Source organism: Solidesulfovibrio fructosivorans JJ], assembly GCF_000179555.1.
Classification (GTDB): domain Bacteria; phylum Desulfobacterota; class Desulfovibrionia; order Desulfovibrionales; family Desulfovibrionaceae; genus Solidesulfovibrio; species Solidesulfovibrio fructosivorans.
The window spans coordinates 1-24562 of sequence record NZ_AECZ01000041.1 but is presented as its reverse complement, the minus strand read 5'-3'; the positions used below and the strand labels follow the sequence as shown (position 1 = coordinate 24562).

Below are 24562 nucleotides of genomic sequence, written 5' to 3'. Positions count from 1 at the left end.
CGACGTCATGGCGTCATGGTAGCGCAGGAAGGTTTCTTCACGCAACTGTCATAAAGCGGCTTTGGCGGGTCCTATCAATTGGTGGGATACCACAACTTGATGGCCGAGCCCTTGTCTCCCTGCTTCTGGGCCACGCGGAACTCGTAGCGGGCCGTGTCTTCGGTGAGCCGGAAAACGGCCGTGCCCACATTGCCCTTGACCATGCTTTGGAAGTGCAGGGACTGGCAGTCGTCGTCCAGGGGTTTGTCTGCGGCGTCGAAGCGGGACATGCAGATGCGAAGGAGCGGGTTGGCTTGGTCGCTTAAAAGCGAGTCCATGCTGGAGGGCGGCTTGCGCCGCAGCTCCGCCGTAACGACGACTTCCTTGTAGGGCACCTTCTCCAATGTCACCTTGTTGCCGGTGGGCACGTATTTTTCCTCGGTGCGCATCCGCTCCTCGATGTCCGTCACTTTGACGAAATCGTTGCGCAACTCTTTGTAGCGCGTCAGATCGGACGCGCCTGCCGGGCGGGGCGGCAGGACCGTGGCCAAAAGCAGGATGAAAACCAGGACGGGCAGGTGACGCGACGGGGTCATGGGGGGCGCCTCCGTTTGGCTTGCGACCGGACGCGCTTGTTACGACTCGTCGCGCCGGGGAGCGATGGGGAAAATGGCGAGCTTGAGAAAATCGGTTTCCGTGATGATGCCGACCAACCGGCCGTCTTCGACCACGGGCAGGCAGCCGAACTTGTTGTAGATCATGGTTTCGGCCGCCGCGCGCAGGGATGTGTCCGGGGCCACGGTCACCAGGTCCGTGCACATGACGTCCCGAAGCGCCGTGACCGGGTCCTTTTTGTTTTCCAGGGACAACAGGTCGCGCTGGGTCACGAGCCCCGCGAGTTGCCCGTCCGCGTCCGTAATCGGGATATGGCGGACGAAAAGTTCCTGCATGAGGGCTATGGCGTCGGCCAGGCTGTCCGACTCGCGAAGGCAGCGTAATTGGCTGGTCATCAAATCGGCTACAAGCATGCTGTGACTCCGAAGATACGGCGACAGGAATCCGTTTCACGGAATCCTTGCCGAATCGTGGCGTCAAGTCAAGGCGGCCGCCGGGAAGCCTGGCCGACGCCGGCCAGGCAAAAGAGAAGGCCGGGGAAACCCCGGCCTTCCTGCGGCCCGCAAGCCGCGGCAACTCTTCCCCCAAGCCTAGTTGGCCGGGGTGGTGCCCTTTTTGGCCTTCTTCTTGGCCTTCAGCATCTCGACGACGGAGTAGCTGTCGCTCTTGGTGGGCTTTTTATGCTTTTTCTTCTTGGTGCCGGCGAAAGCCATGGAGGTGGCGAGCAGGCAGGAAATGACGGTGAAAACAATGATCTTTTTCATGGTGACGCTCCTTAGGCGGTGTTCGAATCTGGCGAATCCCCCCCAGCCGACGAGGCGGGCCCCACGTGGGCCGGTGCTCCCGCGTCGACCGGGCGATGTGTCTCCCGAGTCGACACATGCGGTCTATGCCCGATCCCCTTTCCGGCCACTTACGCCAGCATTACAGGAGTGAAAGATGAAAAGCATTATATTCCGGTAAGTTGCGGCACCCTTGCCGGGCGATTACAGATGTGAAAATAAGGGGAAATCTGTGGCGCTCCCGTCCACTGGCCTTTATGAGCCGTACCATGTACACCATGCCAAGAGATCGGGCGGGAAAAGGGAGCGCAAGCCCCGTGTCCGCTGACGAACGGGACAAGGAAAAACGGCCCATGCGGATTCTGCTCGTCGAGGACGACGAGAAAATCGCGTCGTTTATCATCGGAGGCCTGCGCCAAAGCGGGTTTGCCGTGGACCATGCCGCGAACGGGCTGGACGGGCTGCATCTGGCCGCGACCGAGCCCTACGCCGTGGCCGTCATCGACGTCATGCTGCCCGGCCTCGACGGCCTCAAGGTCATCGAGGAGCTGCGCCGGCGCAAGGTCAACACGCCCATCATCATCCTGTCGGCCAAGCGTTCGGTCGAGGACCGGGTGCGGGGACTCGAGACCGGCAGCGACGACTACATTTCCAAGCCCTTCTCCTTTTCCGAGCTCCTGGCTCGGGTCCAGGCGCTTATCCGCCGCTCCTCCAGCGTGTCCGAACCCACCAGGCTGACCGTGGGCGAGCTGTCCATGAACCTGCTCACCCGGGAGGTGCATCGCGGCGAAACCGCCGTGCAGCTCCAGCCGCGCGAATTCGCCCTGCTCGAGTATTTCATGCGCAATCCCGGCAAGGTGCTCTCCAAGACCATGATCATGGAGCATGTCTGGGACTACCATTTCGATCCCCAGACCAACCTGGTGGACGTGCTGGTGTGCCGGCTGCGCAACAAGATCGACCGGGACTGGGACAGGAAGATGCTGCATACCCTGCGCGGGGTCGGGTATGTCCTCAAAGAGTAGGGCGCTTTTCCGTTCCACCACCGTCCGTCTGACCGTCCGTTATTCCCTGATCTTCATTTCCAGCGCGCTGATCCTGTTTCTCCTGGCCTATTCGCTGCTCTCCGACGCCGTGCGTCAGGGCGACCGGGTGGCCATGGCCCAGAAACTGCGCGAATACGCCTCCATCGGGCTCAAGAAGGGACTGAACGGTCTGGTCGATTTCGTGCGCACCGAGCGCGAGAATTACGACTACGACGAATATTACCTGCGCATCGTCGACGCCGAGGGGAAGCGGCTGCTCAACCTTTCCCCGAGCGATCTGCCGCCCTTGCCGGAAAAGCTCGAGAGCGATTCCCCGGGCGCGGGCATCCAGTGGTTTTTCCTGCCCCAGAAAAAGGATGCCGCCCTGCTGGAAGTGGCCTCGCGGGCGCTTCCCGGCGGCGGCGTGGTGTACATGGGCAAGGACGCCAGCGACCGCGAGCGGTTGCTGCGGCAGTTCCGGGTGATTTTCGCCGGCATCATGGCCCCGGTGGCCCTGATCGGCCTGGCCGCCGGCTTCGTGCTGGCCAGGCGGGTGCTCAAGCCCATCCAGAATCTCATCGACACCGTGCGGGCCATCGACACCGGCCGTATGGACGCCCGCGTCCCGGCCGTGGGGGCCGATGACGAACTCAACGAGCTGGCGCTGCTGTTCAACGCCATGCTCGACAAGATCAAGGCGCTGCTTGCCGGCATGCGCGAGGCGCTGGACAACGTGGCCCACGACCTGCGCACCCCGGCCACCCGGACCCTGGCCGCCGTGGAGGTGGCCGCCGCCAAGACCGATCCCGAGGCCTTGCGCGAGGCCCTGCTCGACTGCGCCGAGGAGACCCGGCGCATGGTGTCCATGCTCGGCATCCTCATGGACATCTCCGAGGCCGAGACCGGGGCCATGCGCCTGCGCCTGGGCCGGGCGGACATGGCCGCGCTGATCGGGGAGACGGCCGAGCTGTACCAGTATGTGGCCGAGGAAAAAGGGGTGGCCGTGGTCGTGGACACGACCGGGCCGCTGCCGGTGGTGGCCGATGTGGACCGCATGCGGCAGGTGCTGGCCAATCTGCTGGACAATGCCGTCAAATACACCCCGGTCGGCGGGCGGGTGGAGCTTTCCGGCCGGTTGCGCGACGGAATGGTGTCGGTCTGCGTGGCGGACACGGGCGAGGGCATCGGCGCCGACGACATCCCCCGCATTTTCGACCGCCTCTACCGGGCCGACAAGAGCCGGTCCCGGCGGGGGTTGGGGCTTGGGCTGTCGCTTGTGCGGGCGGTCCTGTTCGCCCATGGCGGGGTCATCGACGTGCAAAGCGCTCCGGGCAAGGGCAGCCGGTTCACCTTCAGCCTGCCGGCGGCGACCGTGGGGGAACAGTCCGCCTTGTAACGCGGCCGCAAGCCCCGGGCACGGTCCGAAAAACGGGAAAAGACGTTGTCAAGGCCGGCCGGCTCGGGCATGATTGCGGCAAGGCCGGGGACCGGGGTTTTTTCCCGGACGAACCGTCAATTGCGGGGAGGCCGTCATGAGCGAAACGGAAACCGCCAGCGCCGCGCCCTTTTTTTTCACCAAACAGGCCCTGTTTGACGTCAAGCGCAAGCTCTGGGGCTATGAGATCCAGGGCGGCTCGGACACCTGCGCCGCTTCGGCCTGCTTCGCCGACCGCGAGCAGGTGGCCGATTCCCTGGCCTCTTCCTCGTACATCGGCGTGCAGCACGCCGTGGAGCGGGGCAAGAAGGTCGTGGCCCCCTTTGACGAGGTCGGGCTGCTCGCCAAGGCGCCGTACGCCCTGCCGTCGGCCCACGGCGTGGTCAAGGCGGTGGGCCCTGTGACCCAACCCGAGGCGCTGACGGCCGCCGTGTGCCAGTTGCGCGCCGACGGCTACGCCCTGGCCCTGGACGCCGGGCCCGGCATGGCCGCAACGCCCGGACTGGCCGAACTGGCCGACGTGTTGTGCTTCGACGCCGGCGCCGGGGCCGATCCCCGCGATTTCCTGGATGCCGCCCGGGGCCGCCAGGTCATCCTGCTCGCCTCCAGGGTGCAGGGGCTCGAGCAGTTCGAGGCCCTCAAGGCCGCCGGTTTCACCCTGTTTCAGGGCCGGTTTTTCAAGGAACCCGAGATCATCGCCGAACGGCGGCTCACCTCGCACCAGATGAGCCGGTTCACCCTGCTGCGCCTGATCGAGTCCGAGGACCCGGACGTGGACGCCCTGGCCGAGGGGATCTCCGCCGACGTGTCCGTGAGCTTCCGCCTGCTTGCCTACCTCAACAGCGCCGCTTTCGGCTTTCCGCAAAAAATCCAGTCCATCCGCCAAGCCATCATGATGCTCGGCTCGATCAAGATGCGCAATTGGCTGCGGGCCGTGCTCTTGGCCGACATGGCCCAGCACGGCGACATGCCGCGCGAGCTGGCCGAGCTGTCCCTGGGGCGGGCGCGGTTTCTGGAGCTTGTGGCCAAGCGCTACGACTACTGGGACTTCAATCCGGGCTCGCTGTTTCTGCTGGGGCTTTTTTCCCTGCTCGACGCCATCCTGGGCATGCCCATGGCCAAGGTGACGGAGCACCTCCCCCTGGAGGAAACGCTCAAGGCGGCGCTGCGTCGGGAGATCCAGAGCGAATACGAGCCGCTGCTCGACCTCGTGAGCTGCATCGAGGACGCGGACTGGCCGCGCCTGGACGAGCTGACCCGCAAGCTCGGCTTCGACCTGGAAACGGTCAAGACCTGCGCCAGCGAGGCCATGGCCTGGAGCAGCGCCTTTTTCATCACCCAACAAGGTGTCGGGTCGGCGTCCTGAGTGCCGGCGGGGACGGGCGCGGCCCTTTCGGCTCCGTCGGGAGGGCCGTGTCGCCGGGCGGGCGGCATGGGGCCGCTATTGCGACAGGGGCGGCGGGGTGATGAGGCCGAGCTTGGCCAGTTCCGCCAGCAGGGTTTCACGGCGCAGGGGTTTGGGCAGATAGGCTTCGGCCCGGCCGTGAAAGAAGGATTCACTGACGTTTTTGGTGTCCGTCAGCACGGAAATCATGATGAGCTTGAAGCGTTCGGCCGGATTGTGGGCGTCCTCGATGCGGCGCAGGGCCTGGACCACTTCGTTGCCGTCCATGCCAGGCATGAGGATGTCCATGAAGACGGCGGTGAAGGGCCTGTCCTCCTCCAGGGCGGCCTCGAAGGCGGTAAGGGCCTCCATGCCGTCGCAGGCGGTGAGGCATTCGGCGTAGGCGGAAAGAAAGGTCCGCAAAAACAGGATAATGCTTTCGTCGTCATCCACGATGAGAAAGCGCATGATGGAGCCCCCGATCCCGGCAGGAGTGCCGATTGCTGGATATTAGGGGCTTTTTTTCTTGGAGGCAACCGTTGCGGCCATGTTCCGGGCGTCGACGAAGACGATGTCCGTTTCGTGGAAATAACGGGCCAGGGCGGCGATGAGCCGGCCGGCGGCGGCAAAGTCGGCGTTGGCCACGGCCTCCTCCAGGGCCAGGGCCATGTCCGCCGCTTCGGGGAGCTGGAAGGTGGCGGTCGAGCCCCGGATGGTGTGGGCCAGCCGGGAGAGGTCTTCGCTGTCGCGGGCGGCCAGGGCCCTTTCGAGATCGACGGTGTGCTCGCGCTGTATGGCCAGGAAGCGATCGAAAATGGGGCGCAGTTCGGCCGAGACGGCGACGGTGTGCGGGGGGATGTCGGCGGAAGCGGCGGTCATGGCCGGCCGATCTCCTTGTCTGCGCCTTGACGGGGGGCCGTCCGGGCAATTAGGGAATGTTCACGCGCCCGTAGCTCAGCCGGATAGAGCGTCGGACTTCGAATCCGCAGGCCGGGAGTTCGAATCTCTCCGGGCGCGCCAGTTAAATTCAATGATTACAGCACGTGAAGGCGACTTGTCGAAGACGACAGGTCGCCTTCTTGATTTTCTGCTCCAACGTTTGCTCCACTTGCTCCAACAGAGAGGTGGAGCAATGGCCACATTCCGCAAGCGGGGAAATCTCCAGTGGGAAGCCAGGATTCGCAGGCACGGCTTCCCGGCGACCTGCAAGACTTTCGGGGAACAAAGGCCGAAGCCGAACAATGGGCAAAGGGCGTCGAAACCGGGTTGTCCACGGGACAGCCCGGCCCGGCCAAAGAGGTTGAGAGCCACGCCCTGGCCGAATGTCCGAATGGCTATAATGAGGAAAAGTAGCCAAGGCTCAAAGAACCTCGCCGTGAAATGTCCCGGGCCGGTTGCCTTCAATCGCGTGCCATCGCCCGCCGTGTGATGTCAACGCTTCGGTCGAAGGATATCGCTGATTATCGATGTGAACGGGAGAGAAGGGGACCGTGGGCCATTGGCCAGGGTGACAAGGGCCGGCCCCGGTCGCGGCCGGAGAGCGCTTCTCCTTATCCACGTTCCTCTTTGTCGGCGCGGGAATGAAAAAGGCCCTGATAGGATTTATCAGGGCCAGGTACGCCGACAGGGAACGGTCACCTTTTAATGAAGCAGCATGTTCCAAAATGGCATGGCCAGGAAGGTGACAAAAAGCCCGGCCAGGACAACGCGTACGGCCAGCACCTTGAACATGTCTTTGGAAAGAATGTAGCCGGAGCTGAAAAAGTACAGCAGCACCGCATATTCGTAAGGAAAGATGTAGTTGTCCAGTCCGTATTGAAAGGCGAAGTACAGGGCGCGCGCGTCCCCGTGCATCTGTCTGCCCAACTCGGCCAGGGGTGAAGTCATGGTGGTGGTCGCCGCCAGGGGGGTCAACAGGAAGTTGGCGGCGAGGCCCAGGAAATAGGCCGCTCCGCCGGCCATGTTGTCGCCGAGTCCATGGAAGTAGGGCAAGGCGATCTGCGCGATCCAGTCCGTGACTTTCAGGGCGCCGCCGGCGCTGCCGATGGCCATGCAGCCCATGATAAAGAAAAGCGGCGCGAAATTGATCTTGGAGAAGCGTTGGCCGTCCATGAGTCGCACACCGGGCAGGAATGTGACGAATGTGATCACGATCAGCACAATACCCGCACTGATGCCGTGCAGCTTGTCCGTGGCCAGCAACAACAGCGTTGCGAGCATCAGGTAGGCCGCCCGCTTTTGTTCCGGACTCGCCGGGCGTGGTGTCCCAGGCCTCCGAGGAGCTTTCGGCCCAGATCGGGCAATCCAATCAGGGAACGGAAATCCAGAGTACGCGGATGGGGGAAATCGCCGCCGCCATGGAGGAGATGAACGCCACGGTGATCGAGGTGGCGAAAAACGCGGCCGATGCCGCGGAAGCGGCGGTCCATACCGGCCAAAGCGCCAAGGACGGCGCGAACGTGGTCTCGAAGGCCGTGACCGGCATCGGCAAGGCCCGTACGCAGGCGTTGGCACTCAAGGAAACCATGTCCCTGCTCGGCGGACAGGCCAAGGATATCGGGGCGGTTCTCAGCGTGATTTCCGACATCGCCGACCAGACCAATCTGCTTGCCTTAAATGCCGCCATCGAGGCGGCGCGCGCCGGCGAGGCCGGGCGGGGATTCGCCGTGGTTGCCGACGAGGTGAGAAAGCTCGCGGAAAAAACCATGGCCGCCACGGCCGAGGTCGATCAGGCCATCCGGGATATCCAGAGGCGGACCACGGAAAGCCTCGACGGCGTGGAGCGGGCCGTGGACTCCATCGAGGAGGCGACCGGGCTGGCCGGGCAGTCCGGGGATTCCCTGGAGGAGATCGTGGCCCTGGTCGAGCGGACCTCGGGCCAGGTGCGCTCCATCGCCACGGCGGCGGAACAGCAATCCGCCACGAGCCAGGAGATCAGCCGCAGCGTGTCCGACGTGTCCCGCATCTCGGTGGAGCTTTCCGAGGCCATGCACCATTCCTCCCAGGCCGTGGAGTCGATGGCTGCCCAGGCGCAGGCTCTGCAAGGACTCATCGACGACATGAAGCGGTCGTGACGCCGGCGCCCCCCGCGCGATAACACGGCATTGTCGAAAAGACGAAGACGAGGTGCCCTGTGCGCTCCTTGCATCTGGAAACGACCGACCCGGCGGTGAATCTCGCCACCGAGGAATGGCTGTTGCGCCACGACACGGCGGATGTCTTCATGTTGTGGCGCAACAGGCCGTCCATCATCATCGGCCGCAACCAGAACGCCCATGCCCAAATCAATGCGGCGTTCGTCGCGGCCCAGGGCATTCCTGTCGTCCGGCGGCTGACCGGCGGCGGCGCGGTATTTCACGACCTCGGGAACGTGAATTTCACCTTCATCACGACCGGGCGGACAACCACCGCGTTGGATTTCAAGCGGTTTACCGATCCCATTGTCGCGGCCTTGCAGAAACTCGGCGTGCCGTGCCGCCTGGACGGCCGCAACGACCTGACCGTGCACGGCCGGAAGATATCGGGCAATGCCCAGTTCGCTTTGGGAAACCGCGTCTTGCACCACGGGACGTTGCTGTATGCCGCCTCCATGCCGGACATCGCCCGGGCGCTTGTCGTCAATCCGGCGAAATACAAGGACAAGGCTGTCAAAAGTGTTACGGCGCGCGTGGCCAATATCCGTTCGTTTTTGCGGGTGCCGTTGTCCGTCGAGGACTTTATCCAATTCGTCTTCCATGAAATCGATGCGGGCGGCTCTAAGGGGGATAACCGGCTGACGCCTGATGCGCAACGCGGCATCGCGCTGCTCGCGGACAGAAAATACCGTTCATACGATTGGAATTTCGGCTGTTCGCCGCGCTATGCCTTTTCGAAATCCATTCGAACCGGGGGCGGCGTGGTCGAAATACACTTCGATGTCAAAGAAGGCCTCATAACGGAATTGAAGTTGTACGGCGAATATTTTTTCAAAGAAGACGGTGCTGTTCTGGAAACTCGAATCAGGGGGTGCCGTCATACGCGGGAAGCGATCGCGAATCGTCTGCGCGATGTCCATTTGGAGGACTACATGGTCGGCGTTGGCGTGGACGCCTTTGTGGACTGTTTTTTTTGATGGGCGCGCAAGCCGTATTGTTCGCGATGCGGCCAGGCCAGGCGCTGGTTGGAGCCGTTCCATGAAGAGTGTTTTCGAAAATGATGCCGGGGGGAAACCTTTCTTGTAGAAAGGTTCTCCCCCCGGCCCCCCTTTCCAAGACTCTTCACGGTGACAGCGTAGGATCGTTACCGCATCTGTACCCGTTGAAAAGTTTCGGAAGGGGAGAGCGCGAGAGGGGAAACCCTTTTCAAAGGGTTTCCCCTCTCGCATTCTCTTTCTCCTTCGCCGTCGGCGCGAAATGGCGGCCCATGAGCAGGGCGATGAACACCACGAGGTAGATCTGGCCGATGAGCGCCTCGTAGGCGGCCAGCATCCGGGCCATGGCCGAAACCGGGGTCACGTCGCCGAAGCCGGCTGTGGTCAGGGTGATGACGCTGAAATAATACAGCGTGATGGAAGGATACGCTCCAAGTCCGCCGTCGGGACCGCGCACCGCCCCCGGCGTGGCCAGGCAGGCCAGGGCGTAAAGCTGGGTCCACAGCGCGGCCATGAGCATGAAGACGATGATGCCGGCCATGATGTTGTCGAGCGGCATCTTGCGTTGTCGGAAAAGCCAGGCCAGCATGAAAACGATCAGCATCAGGTCGAAGACGCAGCTGCAGGCCAGCGTCAGGGTCGTCAGCGGCAGGCTGTTGAAGAAGGAATTGGCCACCGCGCCCGCCAGGGCAAAGGAGCCCATGGCCAGAATGCAGACGGAAAACCAGTGCCGTTGGCTGAGGAGCAAAAATCCGACGAGGTAGAGCGCCAGCAGGAGCATCGGGCCGAAAAGCTCGCCCCGGTGCGTATCCAGGGGCACCATCAGCAGGTGGGCGCAAATGATGATGCCGAGCGCGATGCTGTGCCGGTATGCGGCGATGGCGGTCGCCACAGGCCGATTTTTGACGTCGGACCTGGGAAGCAGGAGCAGGCGGGGCATGTGGGGACGCTATCCGTTCCCGGAGGCTTTCTTCTGGCAGTCCGGACAAATGCCGTAGAGGTAGAGCTTGTGGGCGGTGAGCTTGAAGCCGTGGCGGCGGGCGACTTCCTCCTGGAGACGTTCGATGGACGGGTCCACCACCTCCACGTTGATGCCGCAGCATTCGCAGATGAGGTGGTCGTGGTGGCTTTGGCCGTACAATATCTCGTAACGCAGGGCCCCGTCGCCGAATTCCACGGCCTTGGCCAGCCCCGAATCGGCCAGCAACTTGAGCGTGCGGTAGACCGTGGCCTGGCCGATGCCGTCGTATTCCCGCTTGACTTTCTGGTAGAGCTCCTCGGACGTCACATGGCCTTCCTCGGACAGAAACACCTCGAGGATTCTGCGCCGTTGGGGCGTCATCTTGAGCTTTTTGCGAGCGATGAACTCGGCGAATTTGGTGTAGGGGTCTTTAGTCATGCCTGAACTCTGGGTAAAAGATACACGAATATAGCCGCCCGACGCCTTCGGGTCAATGCGGGGCCTGGAAGAGGCCGGGGGAAAATTTTTCTGTGGATAAGTTTCCCCCCCGGCCCCCCTTCAAAAGACTTTTAACGATAACAAAACGTCACCGTTAGAAGTTTTTGGGAGGGGAGAGCGCGAGAGGGGAACACTTTTTTCAAAAAGGGTTCCCCTCTCGCACCCTCTTCGCTCTTTCCTTCTTCCCCGCCTAAGCGACGGTGCGTTTGACTGTGGACACGAGGGTCGGCACGTCGAGGATCAGCGACATGGTGCCGTCGCCGTTTATGGTGGCTCCGGAGATGCCGGCCACGGCGCCGATGTAGCTGCCGAGGCTTTTGATGACCGTCTGCTGCTGGCCCACGACCTCGTCCACGGCGATGCCGGCCCGTTCGCCCTCGAAGTGGGTGACCACGACCTGTTCGATGGCCGGGGCGTCGCCGGCCAGCTCGAAGGCCTCGCGCAGCCGGATAAAGGGCACGATCTCGCCGCGCAGCTGGATGGTGCGGCCGCGTCCGGCGGTTTCCGCGCCCTCGCGCGGCAGCTCCACGCACTCCTCCACCAGGGACAGCGGGATGATGTACTGGTCGTCGCCGGCCCTGATCTGCAGCCCGTCGATGATGGCCAGCGTCAGCGGCAGCTTGATGGTGATGCGCGAGCCCTTGCCAAGCTCGCTGTGGATGTCGATCTTGCCCCGCAACGCGTCCATGCTGCGCTTGACCACGTCCATGCCCACGCCCCGGCCCGAGACGTTGGTGATCTTTTCCGCCGTGGAAAAGCCCGGCAGGAAGACGAGGTTGAAAATCTCCGTGTCGGTCAGGCGCGCCTCCGGGGAGACGAGCCCTTTTTCCTCGGCCTTGGCCCGGATGCGGGCCGGGTCCATGCCCCGCCCGTCGTCGGTGATCGAAAGCACCACCTCGCCTCCGGCGTGCTCGGCCGCGAGCACGATGGACCCGGTTTCCGGCTTGCCGGCGGCGAGGCGCTCGCCGGGCGGTTCGATGCCGTGGTCGATGCTGTTGCGCAAAAGATGCACGAGGGGGTCGTTGAGCTGTTCGATGACGGTCTTGTCGAGTTCCGTCTCGCCGCCCTCGGTGACCAGCTCGATGGATTTGCTCATTTCCGCGGACAGGTCGCGCACCAGCCGGCGGAACCGGCTGAACGTCGTGCCGATAGGCAGCATGCGGATGCCGAGCGTGTTGTCGCGCAGTTCGTTGGACAGGCGTTCGATCTCTTCGGCCACGCTGGTCAGCGACGGATGGGAGAGCCCCGAGGCCAGCTGGGTGAGCCGCGCCTGGGCGATGACCAGCTCGCCGACCAGATCGACCAGTTCGTCGAGCTTGGCCGCGTCCACGCGAAGGCTCTGCATGGTTTCCTTTTTCGCGGCAGCCTGGCGTTTGGGCTCGGCCCTGGCCCCGGCGGCGGGAGCCTTGGCCGGTTGCGGGGCCGGGGCGGCCTGCGGCGGCGCGGATTGCGCCATGGGCTCGGGAGCGGGCTCGGCGTCCGGGAGCTCCGGCCATTCCAGGGCATCCGACGACGCGTCTTCCTCCGTTTCCTCGTATGGGGAAATCGTCACGTCGGCGGGATTTTCCAGGTAGAAAAACGCGTCGCGCAGGGCGTCGGCGTCGGGCACGGTGGCGGTGTCCGCCGTCAGGATCACCTCGAAGCGCAGGGCGCAGTCGTTTGGCTCGAGAGCCTCGAGATCGGGCACGGCCGTCAGGTCGCAGCGCACCGTGGCCTCGCCCATGCCCCGCAGGGTGTCGAGCAGGACGAGAGGGTCGGCCTTGGCCAGATGGCCGGGATCGGACGGGGCGAAGCGGATGCGCCAGCGGTGTTTCGAGGGTGCGGGCGCGTCCGCCTCCGGCGCGACCGGCGAGGCTTCCGGATGCTGGGCCTGGGCCGCCGGGGCGTCGTCCGGCATATCCACGCTGCGCAGGAGTTCCTTGAGCCGGGCGGCAAGCTCCGGGTCCTCGCCGCCGGCCGGGCCGTCCTCGCCGCACAGCATGATCGTGAACCGGTCCTTGGCCAGAAACGCCGCGTTGAGCAGGTCCTTGCCCACCCGCCGCCAGCCCTCGCGCACCTGGGCGAAAAGCGATTCCAGGTCGTGGGCCAGGGCGACCACGCCGGAAATGCCGAACATGTCGCAAGCGCCCTTGAGCGTGTGCACGGCTCGGAAGATCCGGTTGACAAGGTCCTTGTCCCCTGGATTTTTTTCCAGCTCCAGCAGGGCCCCGTCGAGTTCGGCCAGGTTCTCCTGCACTTCCTCGGCGAAAAGAGCGCGCATCTCGTCGTTGCCTGCCATCCGTGTCAGTCCTCCGTAGCGGACGTTGGTGCGGTCCGTCAGGACGCGAAAAAGAGTTTGTCCGTCACGCCCGCCTCGGCCAGGGACGCGGGCGTGACGCCGGCCCGGGCGGCGGTCTCGGCCAGGGCTGCGGGCGCGCCGTCGTCATGGCCGAGCGGCAGTCCCCGGGCGGCGAAGCTCTTGGCGGCCGCGACCAGGACCTGGAGAAAGGTCAGATCGATCTCTCCGGGAGCGGGCAACACGAGGGACGCGCCCGCCCCCCGGGCCAGCGCGGCCAGGAGCGCCTCCCTGGCGCTCGCGGCGTCGGCCCGGGCTCCGGCCGCGAGCCGCAACGTGGCCGACGCGCCCGTAACCGTAAGCTCCCAGTCGCCGAAGGTCTTGCGGACCGCTGCCGCGTCGCCGCCCGCGGCGGGGGCTTCGGCAAGCGTCGCCGCGTCCACGGGGTGGATGCGGGCGGCGTCCAGGGCGAAGAGGTAGCCCACGATGTCCGGTTCGACGATGGAGGCGAAAAGCACGTAAAACGGGATGCGGTTGACCGGCGGGGCGTCCAGGTCGCCCACGGCGGCGAGCTCCATGCGGCAGTCCACGATGAGTCCGCTCGATTCCATGGTGGTGATGATGTCGAGCGGCGTCTTGCCCCGGGCCTGGACGTCGTGGATGAGGTCGTACTCCACGAGGTAGAGGTTCTTGCCGCCGGCTGTGGCCTGGCGCAGGCTGAGCCGGTCCTCGGTGAAGACGACCTCGCCGCCGGGAAGGGCGATGGGGATGGCGGCGGCGGCCTCGGCCCTGGCTTCGGAAGACAGGTGCTCGGTCGTGATCCCGGAAAGGGCGGCGAGCACGTCGGCGATGTCCGCGGCGTCGCTGGTCGCGGCGTCCTCCACCAGGCCGAGCAGACGGTCGAAGCCGGCCAGCAGCCGGTTGATGATCCTGGTGTCGGGCGCCAGTTCGCGGCTGCGCACCATGTGCAGGACGTTTTCCAGCTTGTGGGCCAGATCGCGGATGTTGTTGAGATTTAAAAAGCTCGCCCCGCCCTTGATGGAATGGGCGGCCCGGAAGACCTTGTTGACGAGTTCCTCGTCGATGTCCGCGCCGTCGCTCTCCATGTCCATGAGCGCCGATTCGATGTCGGCCAGATGTTCGCGGGTGTCCTCCACGAACATGGCCATGATTTCGTCGTCCATTGCGTCCATGGCTGCCTCGCTTCCGGTTGTGGTCCGTCTCCGACGTCCGCTGCTCCCCGTTCGTTGCGCATGAGGTGCATATGCTTGCGATATCGCATAATGCCGGCGTCTTGTTCAAGCACGCGTCACGAAGCGGTTTCGACCTGAAAATGCTTGTCCAGGCGCATGGTGCGCAAAAGCGCCGCTAGGTCGGGGTTGACGTTGCGAAGGACCAGCCGGCCGCCCTTTTTGCCGAGCGTGTTGTGCACGGCGATGAGAAGGCCGATGCCCACGGAGTCGATCAGTTCCACCCGGGCCAGGTCGATGACGAGGCCGCCGGGATGTTCCTGCAGCAGCTCCTTGAACCGGGCGCGAAGCGCGTCGGCCACGGAGGCGACGATGTCCCCCGCCGGGGAAACGACGGCCGTGCCGTCCTCGATGCGAATGTCGTCCATATCGGTGCTCCGCTGGATGTTGTCCCCGTCTTCCGGGGCGGCCGCCGGCCCGCGCAGACCGGGTACGGCCTTGGCAAGCGTCACGGCGTTGCCGGCGGCGTTGTAGCGCACGTCGTCGGCGTACAGGGTGAGGATGGTGAGCCCCCGGCCGCTGGTGGCCTCGGGCGGGGCCATGCTGGCCAGCCCGGCGCGCCAGTCGAAGCCCGGCCCCTGGTCGGTGACGACGAGGGTCAGCCGCCCTTCGAAGGCCCGGACCTCGAGGCTCACATGGCGTTCGGGGTCGCTGCGGCTCCCGTGGACCACGGCGTTTAACAGCGCCTCGCGCAACAACAGCTTGACGTCGAACAGGCTTCCGCTGGCGTTCTGGCCGGTCACGAAGCGCACCGTTTCGTCCACGGCCCGGTCGAGCAGGGGCAACGTAGCCGAGAAGCGCAGGCGCATGCCGCCGGGAAAGGATTGCTTCTCGAACATGGCCGTCACACCTCGATCCCCATGAGCACCATATCGTCGGCCGGCCGGCCGGCGTCAAGGACGCCCCGCATCACCGCGTCGACCGCCTCTTCGAGGGGCCGGCCGGCCACGGAGGCGCAGGCGGCCAGAAGCTCGGCCAGGCCTTGTTCGCGCGCCTTGCCCCCTGGGCCGAACCGCTCGATCAGGCCGTCGGTGTAGAGATAGAGCCTGTCCCCCGGCGCGACGGGCCGCTCGATCCGGCCGAACTGCACCGAGGCGAACACGCCGAGCACGTCGCCGTCGGCGGCGAGCAGGCTGGTCCGGGCGCTTTCGGCCTCGACCAGGATGGGGGGCGGATGGCCGCCGTTTACCAGGGTGAGCTTTCTGCGGGCGCGGTTGAGGCAGACCAGGGCGGCGGTGAGATGCTTGCCGTCGCGAAGCAGCGAGGCCAGCACGCTGTTGATGTTTTTGAGCGTCTCCACCGGGGTGAAAAGCGGCCCCGTGTTCTGGCGCAGCAGGGCCTTGAGCGACGAGGTGACGAACGACGCGCCGAGATCGTGGCCCGAGATGTCGGCCATGAAGTAGCCCATGACCGTGCCCGTCCAGGGGAACACGTCGTAGAAGTCGCCGCCGGCCTCCAGCGCCGGCTCGTAGCGCACGGCGAAGCGCGCCTCGGGCAGGTCGGCCGGACAGGCCAGTATGGCCTGCTGGGCGTCGCGGATCTGGGCCAGCTTGGCCGCCTGCTGGGCGAGCAGGGCGCGCATGCCCCGGCGCAGCCGGATGTGGACCTTCACCCGGGCCAGCACCTCCTCCCGGGCAAAGGGCTTGGGCACGTAGTCCACGGCCCCCATGCGCAGGCCCTTGACCTTGTTGTCCACGTCGTCGAGGCCCGAGATGAAAATGATGGGAATGTCGGCGGTGGCCGGGTCGGCCGTGAGCTTGCCGCACGTCTCGAAGCCCGATTCGCCGGGCATCACGATGTCGAGGATGATGAGGTCGGGCTGGTCCCGGGCGGCGATCTCCCGGCCGATCCGGCCGCAGTCGGCCCGAAGCGGCTCGAAGCCCGCCTCGCGCAGCATCCAGGCCAGCGTTTCGAGGTTTATGGCCTCGTCGTCGACGATAAGGACGCGCGGTGGACGGGATTTGTCGCCCTCGCTGCCCGAGGTGGGGTGTTCCATGACTATCGGCCGGGGTTGCCGGTCGGCCGGAGCTCGCGGCGCGCCGGGGTTCGGGAAACGCGTTGCATTCGGCACAGGCTGTCAGTATGACGTTTTCCGAAGCGCTTGACAACGCGGCCGAACGTGATTTTTCCTCGACCGCTCCGCTGAAAAGGCCTTCGGGGACCTCTTTTGAAAAACGTGTTGCTTTTAAAAAACGGTTCGACGCGTCACAACGAGGCCGTGTCGGCACCTCGGATCGCCGCCGTCCCGCGCCAGCTTCGCCGGGGCCGGACGGACATGGGACCAAGCATGGGACAGTTCATTTCCAATGTGTCTGGAATCATTAAAAAACGCTATCAAGAGGTCGGTGTCCCGATTCTCTGGATCATAAGCCTCCTGCCGGGCATCATCGTTTCCATCCGCAAGGGCGACCCCTGGCACGCCACCATCGTGGTCATGGTCATCCAGCTCCTGGCCTCCTTCGGCTCCATCACCCTGTTCGGCGTGGTGGCCCAGATCATCTGTTACAAATACATCGAATCCGTGGAAGTGCACGACCGCATGATGGACGGGCTCTTCTTCGGTTTCCACGCCGGCATGGTCATCTGGATCTGCTACGGCTTCTACCACATCCTTTTCGGCCGCAAGATCATCGGCAACGTCAACGACCTGGTGTCCATCTTCGGCATCAGCTGCATCGGCAGCTGTATCCTCGGCATCGCCATCGGGTTTCTCGTGGGCAAATTGCGCGACGGCAACGCCACTATTGTTTAAAATGCCTCCGGCGGCCAGGGGGAAACTTTTTGAAAAAAGTTTCCCCCTGGACCCCCTTCAAAAACTTTTAACGGGGTACGTTCCGCCGGCCAAACAACGCTTTTCCAAAGGGGATCATCATCGCCGCCAAGGTCCAAGGCAACACCGTCGGTCTCAAGCCCAGCCAGATGCGGGCGCTGGAGCGCCTGGGCGCCCGCCGCTACCCGTCCGTCGGGGGCTACACCCCGGACCAGGCCCGGGAGCTGGCCGCCATCGCCTACGGCATCGGCCGGCAGGTCGGACTTTTAATTGACCGCAAGGGCCGACCGTCGCTTATCCTGGTCGGCACGCCCAAGGGCATCCTCATCCCGGAACTCGACCGCTCCCGCCTCGGCGCCGGACGCCTGCGCGGTCTGCGCCTGCTCCACGTCCATCTGACCGACGAGGGCCTCACCGAAGAGGACCTGACGGACATGCTCTTTTTGCGCCTGGACAGCGTGGCCGCCCTGACCGTCAACCACCTCGCCCAGCCGGTGAGGCTCCACATCGCCCATCTGCTGCCGCCCGGGGCCGGGGACGCGCCCTACGACATCCTGCCGCCGCTGCCTTTCGACAAGGTGGAGGAGGATTTCAACGCCCTGGCCACGGCCTTGGAAGAGGAACTGGCCCGCGAAGGCGGAAAGCTGGCCGCTCCGGGCACGGCCCCGTCCGGTCGGGAAAAGGCGGTGCTGGTCAGCGTGTCGAGCGCGCCCCGGGCCGTCCAGGAAGCCTCCCTCGACGAGCTGGCCGCCCTGGCCGACACGGCCGGCCTGGAGGTGGCCGAGACCGTGGTGCAGCGGGTGGCGACGGTCAATCCGAAATTCATCCTGGGCAAGGGCAAGCTGGCCGAGATCGAGGTGGCGGCGCTTCGCTGCGGCGCTTCGCTGCTCGTCTTCGACGGCGAGCTGTCCCCGTCCCAGATCCGCAACCTCACCGAGGTGACCCAGCTGCGGGTCATCGACCGCACCCAGCTGATCCTGGACATCTTCGCCCAGCACGCGGCCACGCGCTCGGGCAAGCTCCAAGTGGAGATGGCCCAGCTCAAATACCTGCAACCGCGCCTGGTGCGCCAGGACAGGGCCATGTCCCGGCTCATGGGCGGCATCGGCGGCCGGGGCCCGGGCGAAACCAAGCTCGAGGTGGACCGGCGGCGCATCCGCGAACGCATCGGCCGCATCAAGGACGAACTGAAAAACCTGCGCAAGCGCCGGGCCGCGGCCCGGGCCGGCCGGGCGCGGGCGGGGCTCCCGGTGGTGTCGCTTGTGGGCTACACCAACGCCGGCAAGTCCACGCTCTTAAACACGCTCACCGGCAGCGCCGTGCTGGCCGAGAACCGGCTTTTCGCCACCCTGGACCCGACCAGCCGGCGGCTGCGCTTTCCCTGCGACCGCGAGATCATCCTGACCGACACGGTGGGATTCATCCGCGAGCTGCCCAAGGAGCTCAAGGAAGCCTTCCGGGCCACCCTGGAAGAGCTCGAAGCGGCGGACCTGCTCGTGGCCGTGGCCGACGCCTCCCATCCGGAAGTGGAAAACCAGGCCACGGCCGTGGCCGAAATCCTGCGCGAGATGGGCCTTGGCGACATCCCCCGGATTTTCGTGCTCAACAAATGGGACGCCGTGCCCGAGGACCTGCGGGGCTCGCTCAAAAACTGCTTCCCGGAGGCCATAACGGTCTCGGCCCGCAGCCGCGAGGGCCTCGGAGACCTGACCGACGCCATTCTCTCCAAAGTGCGCCCTGGGCCGGGCGTGCGCGATTCCGGCACGCTGCCGTCCTCTTCCTGCGCGCCCGCGTCCCCGCTCGAAGCCTCATAGCAGGCCGGCCAGCCAGCCCGCCGGGGCCGAGCCCTGGCCGAAGCGGCTGTCCGGGGCGTTTTTGCGCTCCCGCAGATAGGCCACATGCCGGCCCAGGGCCGTATTCGGGTCCGGGGCCGTCCCCGCCGCCGGCAGGCCCAGGAACCGGGCCGGGTTCTCCACGGCGATCCGGTTGAAATCGTCGCCCAGGGCGGTCTTGAAGAAATCCCAATAGTTCCTGGCCGTCGTCGCCAGAAAAATAAGAAAGCTGTCGGTGCCGAAGAGGATGTTCTTGCCGCGCTTCTCGTTGGCCAGCTGCCCTTTGAGCCAGGCGACATAGGCTTCCCGCTCCTCCGGCGTGCCCAGGGGACCGGACTGGTAGGACACGTCGGCGTAGACCCGGTCGGGGAAGCGGTCCATGAGCGTGGTGATGAAGTCGCGCCAGGACGGATGGGTGTCGCTGGCCGCGTTGCCTTTGGTGTGGTCGCCGAAGTGGGCGAAATCGAAACGCACGTCGTAGTCCGCGACCGCGTCCTGCCAATCCATGGGCGAGCAATAGGTGCAGTCGTAACCCGGGCCGCAGAACCCGGCGTCGTTGCAGTGCATGATGATCGGCGCGGCGGCGTCCTGGCAGGCGCGCAGGATCTTCGGGATCATCGGGTCGGTGACGGTGTAGCCGAGCGACGGGTAGAGCTTGACCCCGACGCAGCGCCCCTCGTCGAGGCCGCGCCGCAGATAGTCCAGGGCGGCGTTGCCGCGCAGGGGGTTGATCATCACAAAGGGCAACGCCCGGCCGGGATAGCGCTCGGCCTGGTCGGCCGTCTGGGTGAACTGGGTTTCGTAGAGGGCCAGCTCCTCCGGTGTGGAGTCCTGGTCCACCACGTCCATCATGAGCAGCACGGCGGCGGCATCGGCCTCCTCCGCGGCCGTCGCCGTATCGGCCATGAGCGCGTCCGTCACCGCGCCGATATCCGGCAGACAGCCCCGGCGCAAAAATTCCAGGATGGGACTCCCGCCGAGGCCCCACGTCGCCGCGAACGCGGCCAGACGGACATCGGCGTTCTCGCCGAGCAGCACCGCCTTGGCCAGCCTGACCGCATCGTTGGCGGCCGCTTCGGACAGATGCCAGGCCATGAGGCGGACCTTGAGGTCGGCTTCGGCCGCACGGGTCAGAAACGTCTTGAAGGTGAAGACATGGGCATGGTCGTCAACGCGCATGGCGGACCTCCGGGCTAAAGGGAAAACGGCGATTCGTCTTTCCTATACCAGGAGGTACATGAACCCGGCGCTTTGGCAAGCCCGTTGCGGTTACAAATGCGGCGAAGGGGAGGCTGGCGTCGGCTGTCGGACGAAGACCGGCCGATTCTTGTCCTCGTCCCACCGCCAGGCGCCCGCCCCGGGCGCGATGCGGACCCCGCCGACCCATCGCTCCGGCGGCATAAGCGTCAGCCAGTCCCTCTCGCCCGAAAGCACCTGCTCCCCGACCGGGGTGATCGTCAGGAAACGGCGTTGCCAGGGCTCCGACGCCGTTTCCGGCGAAATGGCGTACGGCGGCCTCAGCGCCTTTCCCATTGCTTCGACGATATAGAGGAACATGATGTCCCCGAGCCAGGGCAGGGGCTCGCGATCCGTCAGAAGGCCATGGAAGATGTCGCCTATGGTCTCGCCGCCCCGGGCGAGGCTGGCGAGAACGAGCTCCTCGGTCAGGCTAAGGCCGTTTCTGACCGAGGGAAGTTCCCGCAAATGGCGGCGCAGGGCCGGGGAAAGATCGGGCAGGAGGCCGGAGCGCTCGTCCGCGAGAGCGGCGAGCCCTGTCGGGTCGGGCGACTGCAGGGCTTTCCAGGCTTTTTGCCCAAGCGCCGTTTGTTGCGCCGATACGGGGTTCCGACCCGCCCATAAAAGCCGTAGCCCTTCCGGCGGCAATTGGCCAAGGCCCAGGAACCGGCGCGATCCGGGAAACCGGTTTGCCGAAACCAGATCCAAAAGAGGCGGGCGATGCGCCGCGAACAAGGAAAGACAGCGGATCAGGATGAGCTGGTCGAAGCTGTCGTGCTCGAACCACAACACGACGCGTTCGTAGTCGCGGGGGGCGGCGGCGAGCCGGTCTTCCTCCCGCCTGAGCCGCGTTTCGCATTGGGAGAAGGTGATGCCGAGATGGTTCCCGTAGCTCTGCGCCAAAAAACGGGCCCGCTCGAGAAGCCGCTCCGGGTCGTCGGGCTCCCCGGTCACCGGGCCCTGGCAAAAGGGATTGGCGTACTCCAGGTAATCCCCGGTGAAGCCGGCCTGGCGGAGCGCCTCGGCAATGTCGCCGCCGCAACGGATATGCAGCGTTTTCGGACCGTGGTCGGGGGCTTCATGGCCGCCGATGGCCGCCCGTTCCCGTTCCATGGCGGCGATGTGTTCTTTGAGCCGCGCCCAGCCGCCGAGCCCGAGTTCGCGGGCGATGACCCACTGGGCGTCCGCGAGCTTGAACGCCTGCGCGTCGGCGGGAGCCGCTTTGCCCGCGCCGGCCAGACACTTCGCGACGCGGGCCAGGGCGGCGGGATCGCCCCGCCTTGCCGCCCGGCAAAGGTCCTTGGCGCGTTTGCGCTGTTGTTCGAGATTGAGTTGAAACGCCTTGCGGGTTCGGTCAAGCGATTGCGGCATGGGGGGCTCCCTTTTTTGGTGTCTGTGCCCGCTTCAGACAAAAAAGGGAGATACGGATCGGGGATGCGATCAGCATGTCGTGGGCGCAGCCCTTTCCGCGGACATGGATGCTCCGACAAAGCGAGTACTTCGCTACCAGGAGCGAACCTTGACCGTCAAGTCGCGGCCCCCCTCACGGCAGAGGAACGATGCGGGCTCCTATGTCGCTGGTCTTGCCGAAAAAGACCGACGAGAGCACAAGAATGTCCGCTCCGGTCGCGGCGTATTCCGCGGTGTTGGCCTCGTTGACGCCTCCGGCGGCGGCGATCAGTATCGTCGGATTAATGGCGCGCACCTTGCCGATCAGTTCGATGAGGCCGGCGCTGGCCATCTTGTCGACCTGGATGATGTCGAAGCCGGCCTTTGCCGCGGACAGCGCCCCGGCTTCGTCCTCGACCTCGATGGCCAGCTTCATGCTCGGCGCTTCGACCCGAAGCCGCTTGATGTCCGCGCACAGGCTTTCCAGGCCGCCCAGGAAGGCCATGTGGTGCTTGAAAATCAAAATGGACTCGGACAACCCCAGGCGGTGCGGGCGCGCGCCGGCGCATTCCACCGCCTTGATCGCCAGTTTTTTCGTCCCCGGAAAGGACTTGCGGGTCGGGGCGATCGAGATGTCCGGATTGATCTTCTTCGCGATGTCGACGATTCTTCGGGTGCGCGTGGCGATGCCCGACACGTATTCGAGGAGGTTTAGAGCCAGACGCCAGCCCGCGTGCAGCGCGGCGGCGGTGCCCTCCGCTTCGAGAAAGACGACGCCTTCCGGGAGATATTCCCCGCTCGGCTTGGCAAGCCGTATTTCGGCTCCGAATTTTTTCAATATCCCGGCGGCCTCTTCGGTGGCGCACAGCACCGTGGGCTCCCGCGTCGAAAAAACGATTTTTCCCGGCTTGTGCCCGATGCCGAGTATCTTCGTCGTCAGGTCGCCGTAAGGGACATCCTCTTCCATCAATCGTTCGAGCAATTGGTCGGATACCGGCAGCGCCATGTTGTGTCCTCCTTCGGATGCGGTTTGGTCCGGGCGGGAATACGGCCGACAGGGCCACGGGACGCAGGGGCGTAAGGGGGCCCCGCGCCCTTTCCTAATGCAGGTGTTTCTTGACGAAATCGCGTATGTACGTCCAGTATTCCGGGGTATCCACGATGTTGCCGTGGGTCGCGCCGTCGATGACGCGCACTTCCTTGGGGCCTTTCCAGGCCGCGGCCAGGCGCTCGGCATGGACGGGCGGGACCAGGGTATCCTCGCCGGCTACGAGGAACAGCGTGGGGGCGCGCACCTTGGCCGCGTCCGGCAGCACGTTGAACGGGTATTTCATGAGCAGCCGCACCGGCACGAAGGGGTGGGCCTGCTGGCCCACGGAGGCCAGCGAATCGAAGGGCGTGACCAGGATCAGCCCGGCCACGGGACGCCGCGCCGCCACCCAGGCGGCCAGGGCCGTGCCCAGGCTTCGGCCCATGACCAGGATGCGGGGATCGTCGCCGAGCTTTTGGGCCAGGGCGTCGTAGACGGCCAGGGCGTCGGACTTGAGGGCCTTTTCCGTTGCCTTTCCGGCCGAATGGCCGTAGCCCCGGTAGTCCACGCCGGCCACGCCATAGGGCTGCAATTCGTTTGGAGACCATAGGAAAAAGCCGGACTGCTGCTCGGCGTTGCCGCAAAAATACAACACCGCCGGGGCCGGATGGCCGTTTCGTGTACGGGGCAGATAATACCCCGTCAGCTTCGTGCCGTCGGCGGCCGTGACGTCGAATGGTCGCAGGTCGGCATAGTAGCGGCCGATTTCCTGTTCACGGGCCGCATCGGCCGCCCGGCCGGGAAAGACCATGCCGTCCTGGGCGATGTACAGGTAGACGAGGTAGCTGCCGTAGGCCAGGCCCAGGGCCGTAAGAACGAAGGCGACGATTTTCATGGCGCGTGACGCGTATCTCCCGGAAAGAGGATTGTATGTCGTATAGCGGAGAACATACCGGCGCCCCCGAGACGGTGTGGCGCGCGGCCATGGGCCAGACCCTGCCCATCGCCCTGGGGTACGTTCCGGTTGGTATGGCCTATGGGGTGCTCGCCGGCAAGGCCGGACTCGGGGCGCTCAACGTGCTGGCCATGTCGCTTTTGGTCTACGCCGGCTCGGCCCAGCTCGTGGCGGTGGGGCTTTTCGCGGCCGGGGCCTCCGGGCTTTCCATCGTCATCACCACCCTTGCCGTCAATTTGCGCCACGTGCTCTTTTCGGCGGCCATGGCCCCGCTGCTCTCCGGCTGGCGCAAGCGGGAGCTGGCCGCCTTTTCCTTCGAGCTGACCGACGAGAGCTTCGCCCTGCACGCGGCCCGCTTCGGCCGGGGCGATACGGACAAGGCGCGCACCCTGTCCATCAACCTGCTGGCCCAGGCGTCCTGGGTCCTGGGGACGGCGCTCGGCGTGATCGTCGGCGACGCGCTCGGCGACGGCCGGGCCTTTGCCCTGGATTTCGCGCTGCCCGGAATGTTCGTGGCCCTTCTGGCCGGCCAGCTCAAGGGTCTTTCCCATGTGGCGGCGGCTCTGGCCGGGGCGGCATTTTCGCTCGTGGCGGCCCTTCACGGGGCTTCGGGATTCGGAACGCTCGCGGCCGGACTCGCCGGCGCGGCGTGCGGCACGGCGGTGGCGGCATGGACGGACAGATAGGCATCTTCTGCATCATCTGCGCCATGGCTGCGGTGACCTACGCCACGCGCTGCGCGCCGCTGCTCGTCCTCTCCGGGCGCACGCTGCCGGCCCCCGTCATCCGCTTCCTCTCCCACGTGCCGGCGGCGGTACTGGCCGCCCTGGCCGCGCCGGCCCTCCTCATCCAGGAAAACCACCTTCAACTGGGTCTGGAAAACCTGACCCTGTGGGCGGGACTGGCCGCCCTGGCCCTGGCCATCAAAACACGCGGCTTCTTCGGCCCCGTGGCCCTCGGCATGGCCATCGTCGCGGTGGGGAGGTTATTTTAGGGAGGAGGAAGGGAGAAGATGTG

25 protein-coding genes and 1 tRNA gene are annotated in these 24562 nt (G+C 65.3%); 10 read left to right on the top strand and 16 right to left on the bottom strand.

Annotated features, from left to right (window positions below; all coding sequences use genetic code 11):
- Nucleotides 1-74: 74 nt before the first annotated feature.
- The 3 genes from DESFRDRAFT_RS18565 to DESFRDRAFT_RS22770 all read right to left on the bottom strand — a co-directional run bounded on the left by DESFRDRAFT_RS18565 (nt 75) and on the right by DESFRDRAFT_RS22770 (nt 1358).
- On the bottom strand, nt 75-575 hold the full coding sequence (locus DESFRDRAFT_RS18565) for a hypothetical protein (RefSeq protein WP_005996527.1): 501 nt from the start codon (nt 573-575) through the stop codon (nt 75-77).
- A 39-nt stretch (nt 576-614) separates the two neighbouring features.
- Nucleotides 615-1007: a CBS domain-containing protein gene (locus DESFRDRAFT_RS18560; protein WP_005996526.1), complete on the bottom strand. Its 393-nt coding sequence runs from the start codon at nt 1005-1007 to the stop codon at nt 615-617.
- Nucleotides 1008-1184: 177 nt separating this feature from the next.
- On the bottom strand, nt 1185-1358 hold the full coding sequence (locus DESFRDRAFT_RS22770; RefSeq protein WP_005996525.1) for a hypothetical protein: 174 nt from the start codon (nt 1356-1358) through the stop codon (nt 1185-1187).
- 371 nt (nt 1359-1729) lie between these two features.
- Between DESFRDRAFT_RS22770 and DESFRDRAFT_RS18555 the strand changes: the two genes are divergently transcribed.
- From DESFRDRAFT_RS18555 to DESFRDRAFT_RS18545, 3 genes are all read left to right on the top strand, one after another.
- The gene (locus tag DESFRDRAFT_RS18555; RefSeq protein WP_005996524.1) at nt 1730-2401 is read left to right on the top strand and encodes a response regulator; all 672 of its coding nucleotides are present in this window, start codon (nt 1730-1732) and stop codon (nt 2399-2401) included.
- Nucleotides 2385-3797, top strand: coding sequence for a sensor histidine kinase (locus DESFRDRAFT_RS18550; RefSeq protein WP_005996523.1), 1413 nt, complete (start codon nt 2385-2387; stop codon nt 3795-3797). The genes DESFRDRAFT_RS18555 and DESFRDRAFT_RS18550 overlap by 17 nt, the downstream gene beginning before the upstream one ends.
- A 136-nt stretch (nt 3798-3933) precedes the next feature.
- A complete protein-coding gene (locus tag DESFRDRAFT_RS18545) occupies nt 3934-5202 on the top strand; it encodes an EAL and HDOD domain-containing protein (RefSeq protein WP_005996522.1) in 1269 nt (422 codons plus the stop codon).
- Between the two features lie 75 nt (nt 5203-5277).
- On the opposite strand, the gene DESFRDRAFT_RS18540 is transcribed toward DESFRDRAFT_RS18545, so the two are convergent.
- Together DESFRDRAFT_RS18540 and DESFRDRAFT_RS18535 are read right to left on the bottom strand one after the other, a co-directional pair.
- Entirely contained in the window at nt 5278-5688 is a 411-nt protein-coding gene (locus DESFRDRAFT_RS18540; protein WP_005996521.1) for a response regulator, read from the bottom strand.
- 42 nt (nt 5689-5730) lie between these two features.
- Complete coding sequence (locus DESFRDRAFT_RS18535; RefSeq protein ID WP_005996519.1) at nt 5731-6099, bottom strand: Hpt domain-containing protein; 369 nt, start codon at nt 6097-6099, stop codon at nt 5731-5733.
- A 64-nt stretch (nt 6100-6163) separates the two neighbouring features.
- Between DESFRDRAFT_RS18535 and DESFRDRAFT_RS18530 the strand changes: the two genes are divergently transcribed.
- A tRNA-Arg gene (locus tag DESFRDRAFT_RS18530) sits at nt 6164-6240 on the top strand.
- Between the two features lie 621 nt (nt 6241-6861).
- Here DESFRDRAFT_RS18530 and DESFRDRAFT_RS18520 read toward each other — a convergent pair.
- Nucleotides 6862-7440: a hypothetical protein gene (locus DESFRDRAFT_RS18520; protein ID WP_005996517.1), complete on the bottom strand. Its 579-nt coding sequence runs from the start codon at nt 7438-7440 to the stop codon at nt 6862-6864.
- Between the two features lie 38 nt (nt 7441-7478).
- Between DESFRDRAFT_RS18520 and DESFRDRAFT_RS18515 the strand changes: the two genes are divergently transcribed.
- Both DESFRDRAFT_RS18515 and DESFRDRAFT_RS18510 read left to right on the top strand, forming a co-directional pair.
- A complete protein-coding gene (locus DESFRDRAFT_RS18515; RefSeq protein ID WP_005996515.1) occupies nt 7479-8294 on the top strand; it encodes a methyl-accepting chemotaxis protein in 816 nt (271 codons plus the stop codon).
- Between the two features lie 59 nt (nt 8295-8353).
- A complete protein-coding gene (locus tag DESFRDRAFT_RS18510) occupies nt 8354-9331 on the top strand; it encodes a lipoate--protein ligase (RefSeq protein ID WP_005996513.1) in 978 nt (325 codons plus the stop codon).
- 229 nt (nt 9332-9560) lie between these two features.
- On the opposite strand, the gene DESFRDRAFT_RS18505 is transcribed toward DESFRDRAFT_RS18510, so the two are convergent.
- From DESFRDRAFT_RS18505 to DESFRDRAFT_RS18480, 6 genes are all read right to left on the bottom strand, one after another.
- On the bottom strand, nt 9561-10289 hold the full coding sequence (locus tag DESFRDRAFT_RS18505) for a potassium channel family protein (protein WP_005996512.1): 729 nt from the start codon (nt 10287-10289) through the stop codon (nt 9561-9563).
- A 9-nt stretch (nt 10290-10298) separates the two neighbouring features.
- A complete protein-coding gene (locus DESFRDRAFT_RS18500) occupies nt 10299-10748 on the bottom strand; it encodes a Fur family transcriptional regulator (protein WP_005996510.1) in 450 nt (149 codons plus the stop codon).
- Between the two features lie 250 nt (nt 10749-10998).
- Nucleotides 10999-13086 (bottom strand): chemotaxis protein CheA, encoded by a 2088-nt coding sequence (locus DESFRDRAFT_RS18495; RefSeq protein ID WP_005996508.1) that lies wholly within the window; start codon nt 13084-13086, stop codon nt 10999-11001.
- Between the two features lie 38 nt (nt 13087-13124).
- The gene (locus DESFRDRAFT_RS18490) at nt 13125-14276 is read right to left on the bottom strand and encodes an Hpt domain-containing protein (protein WP_005996507.1); all 1152 of its coding nucleotides are present in this window, start codon (nt 14274-14276) and stop codon (nt 13125-13127) included.
- 116 nt (nt 14277-14392) lie between these two features.
- Nucleotides 14393-15172: an ATP-binding protein gene (locus DESFRDRAFT_RS18485; RefSeq protein WP_005996506.1), complete on the bottom strand. Its 780-nt coding sequence runs from the start codon at nt 15170-15172 to the stop codon at nt 14393-14395.
- Between the two features lie 5 nt (nt 15173-15177).
- Entirely contained in the window at nt 15178-16329 is a 1152-nt protein-coding gene (locus DESFRDRAFT_RS18480; protein WP_005996505.1) for a PP2C family protein-serine/threonine phosphatase, read from the bottom strand.
- Nucleotides 16330-16620: 291 nt separating this feature from the next.
- Here DESFRDRAFT_RS18480 and DESFRDRAFT_RS18475 point away from each other — a divergent pair, with 291 nt between their 5' ends.
- Complete coding sequence (locus DESFRDRAFT_RS18475) at nt 16621-17085, top strand: hypothetical protein (RefSeq protein WP_005996504.1); 465 nt, start codon at nt 16621-16623, stop codon at nt 17083-17085.
- A 167-nt stretch (nt 17086-17252) separates the two neighbouring features.
- On the top strand, nt 17253-18917 hold the full coding sequence (hflX, locus tag DESFRDRAFT_RS18470; RefSeq protein ID WP_005996503.1) for a GTPase HflX: 1665 nt from the start codon (nt 17253-17255) through the stop codon (nt 18915-18917).
- Here the strand turns inward: hflX and DESFRDRAFT_RS18465 are convergent.
- The 4 genes from DESFRDRAFT_RS18465 to DESFRDRAFT_RS18450 form a co-directional block, all read right to left on the bottom strand.
- Nucleotides 18912-20114: an amidohydrolase family protein gene (locus DESFRDRAFT_RS18465; RefSeq protein WP_005996502.1), complete on the bottom strand. Its 1203-nt coding sequence runs from the start codon at nt 20112-20114 to the stop codon at nt 18912-18914. The genes hflX and DESFRDRAFT_RS18465 overlap by 6 nt on opposite strands.
- A 90-nt stretch (nt 20115-20204) precedes the next feature.
- Nucleotides 20205-21542: a DUF1835 domain-containing protein gene (locus DESFRDRAFT_RS18460; RefSeq protein ID WP_005996501.1), complete on the bottom strand. Its 1338-nt coding sequence runs from the start codon at nt 21540-21542 to the stop codon at nt 20205-20207.
- Nucleotides 21543-21714: 172 nt separating this feature from the next.
- Entirely contained in the window at nt 21715-22566 is an 852-nt protein-coding gene (gene modD, locus DESFRDRAFT_RS18455) for a ModD protein (RefSeq protein WP_005996500.1), read from the bottom strand.
- Between the two features lie 94 nt (nt 22567-22660).
- Nucleotides 22661-23485 (bottom strand): alpha/beta hydrolase, encoded by an 825-nt coding sequence (locus DESFRDRAFT_RS18450; protein WP_005996499.1) that lies wholly within the window; start codon nt 23483-23485, stop codon nt 22661-22663.
- Nucleotides 23486-23520: 35 nt separating this feature from the next.
- On the opposite strand from DESFRDRAFT_RS18450, the gene DESFRDRAFT_RS18445 reads away from it, so the two are divergent.
- Entirely contained in the window at nt 23521-24231 is a 711-nt protein-coding gene (locus DESFRDRAFT_RS18445; protein ID WP_005996497.1) for an AzlC family ABC transporter permease, read from the top strand.
- The gene (locus DESFRDRAFT_RS18440; protein ID WP_005996495.1) at nt 24216-24539 is read left to right on the top strand and encodes an AzlD domain-containing protein; all 324 of its coding nucleotides are present in this window, start codon (nt 24216-24218) and stop codon (nt 24537-24539) included. Before DESFRDRAFT_RS18445 ends, DESFRDRAFT_RS18440 begins: the two co-directional genes overlap by 16 nt.
- The last annotated feature ends 23 nt before the right edge of the window (nt 24540-24562 follow it).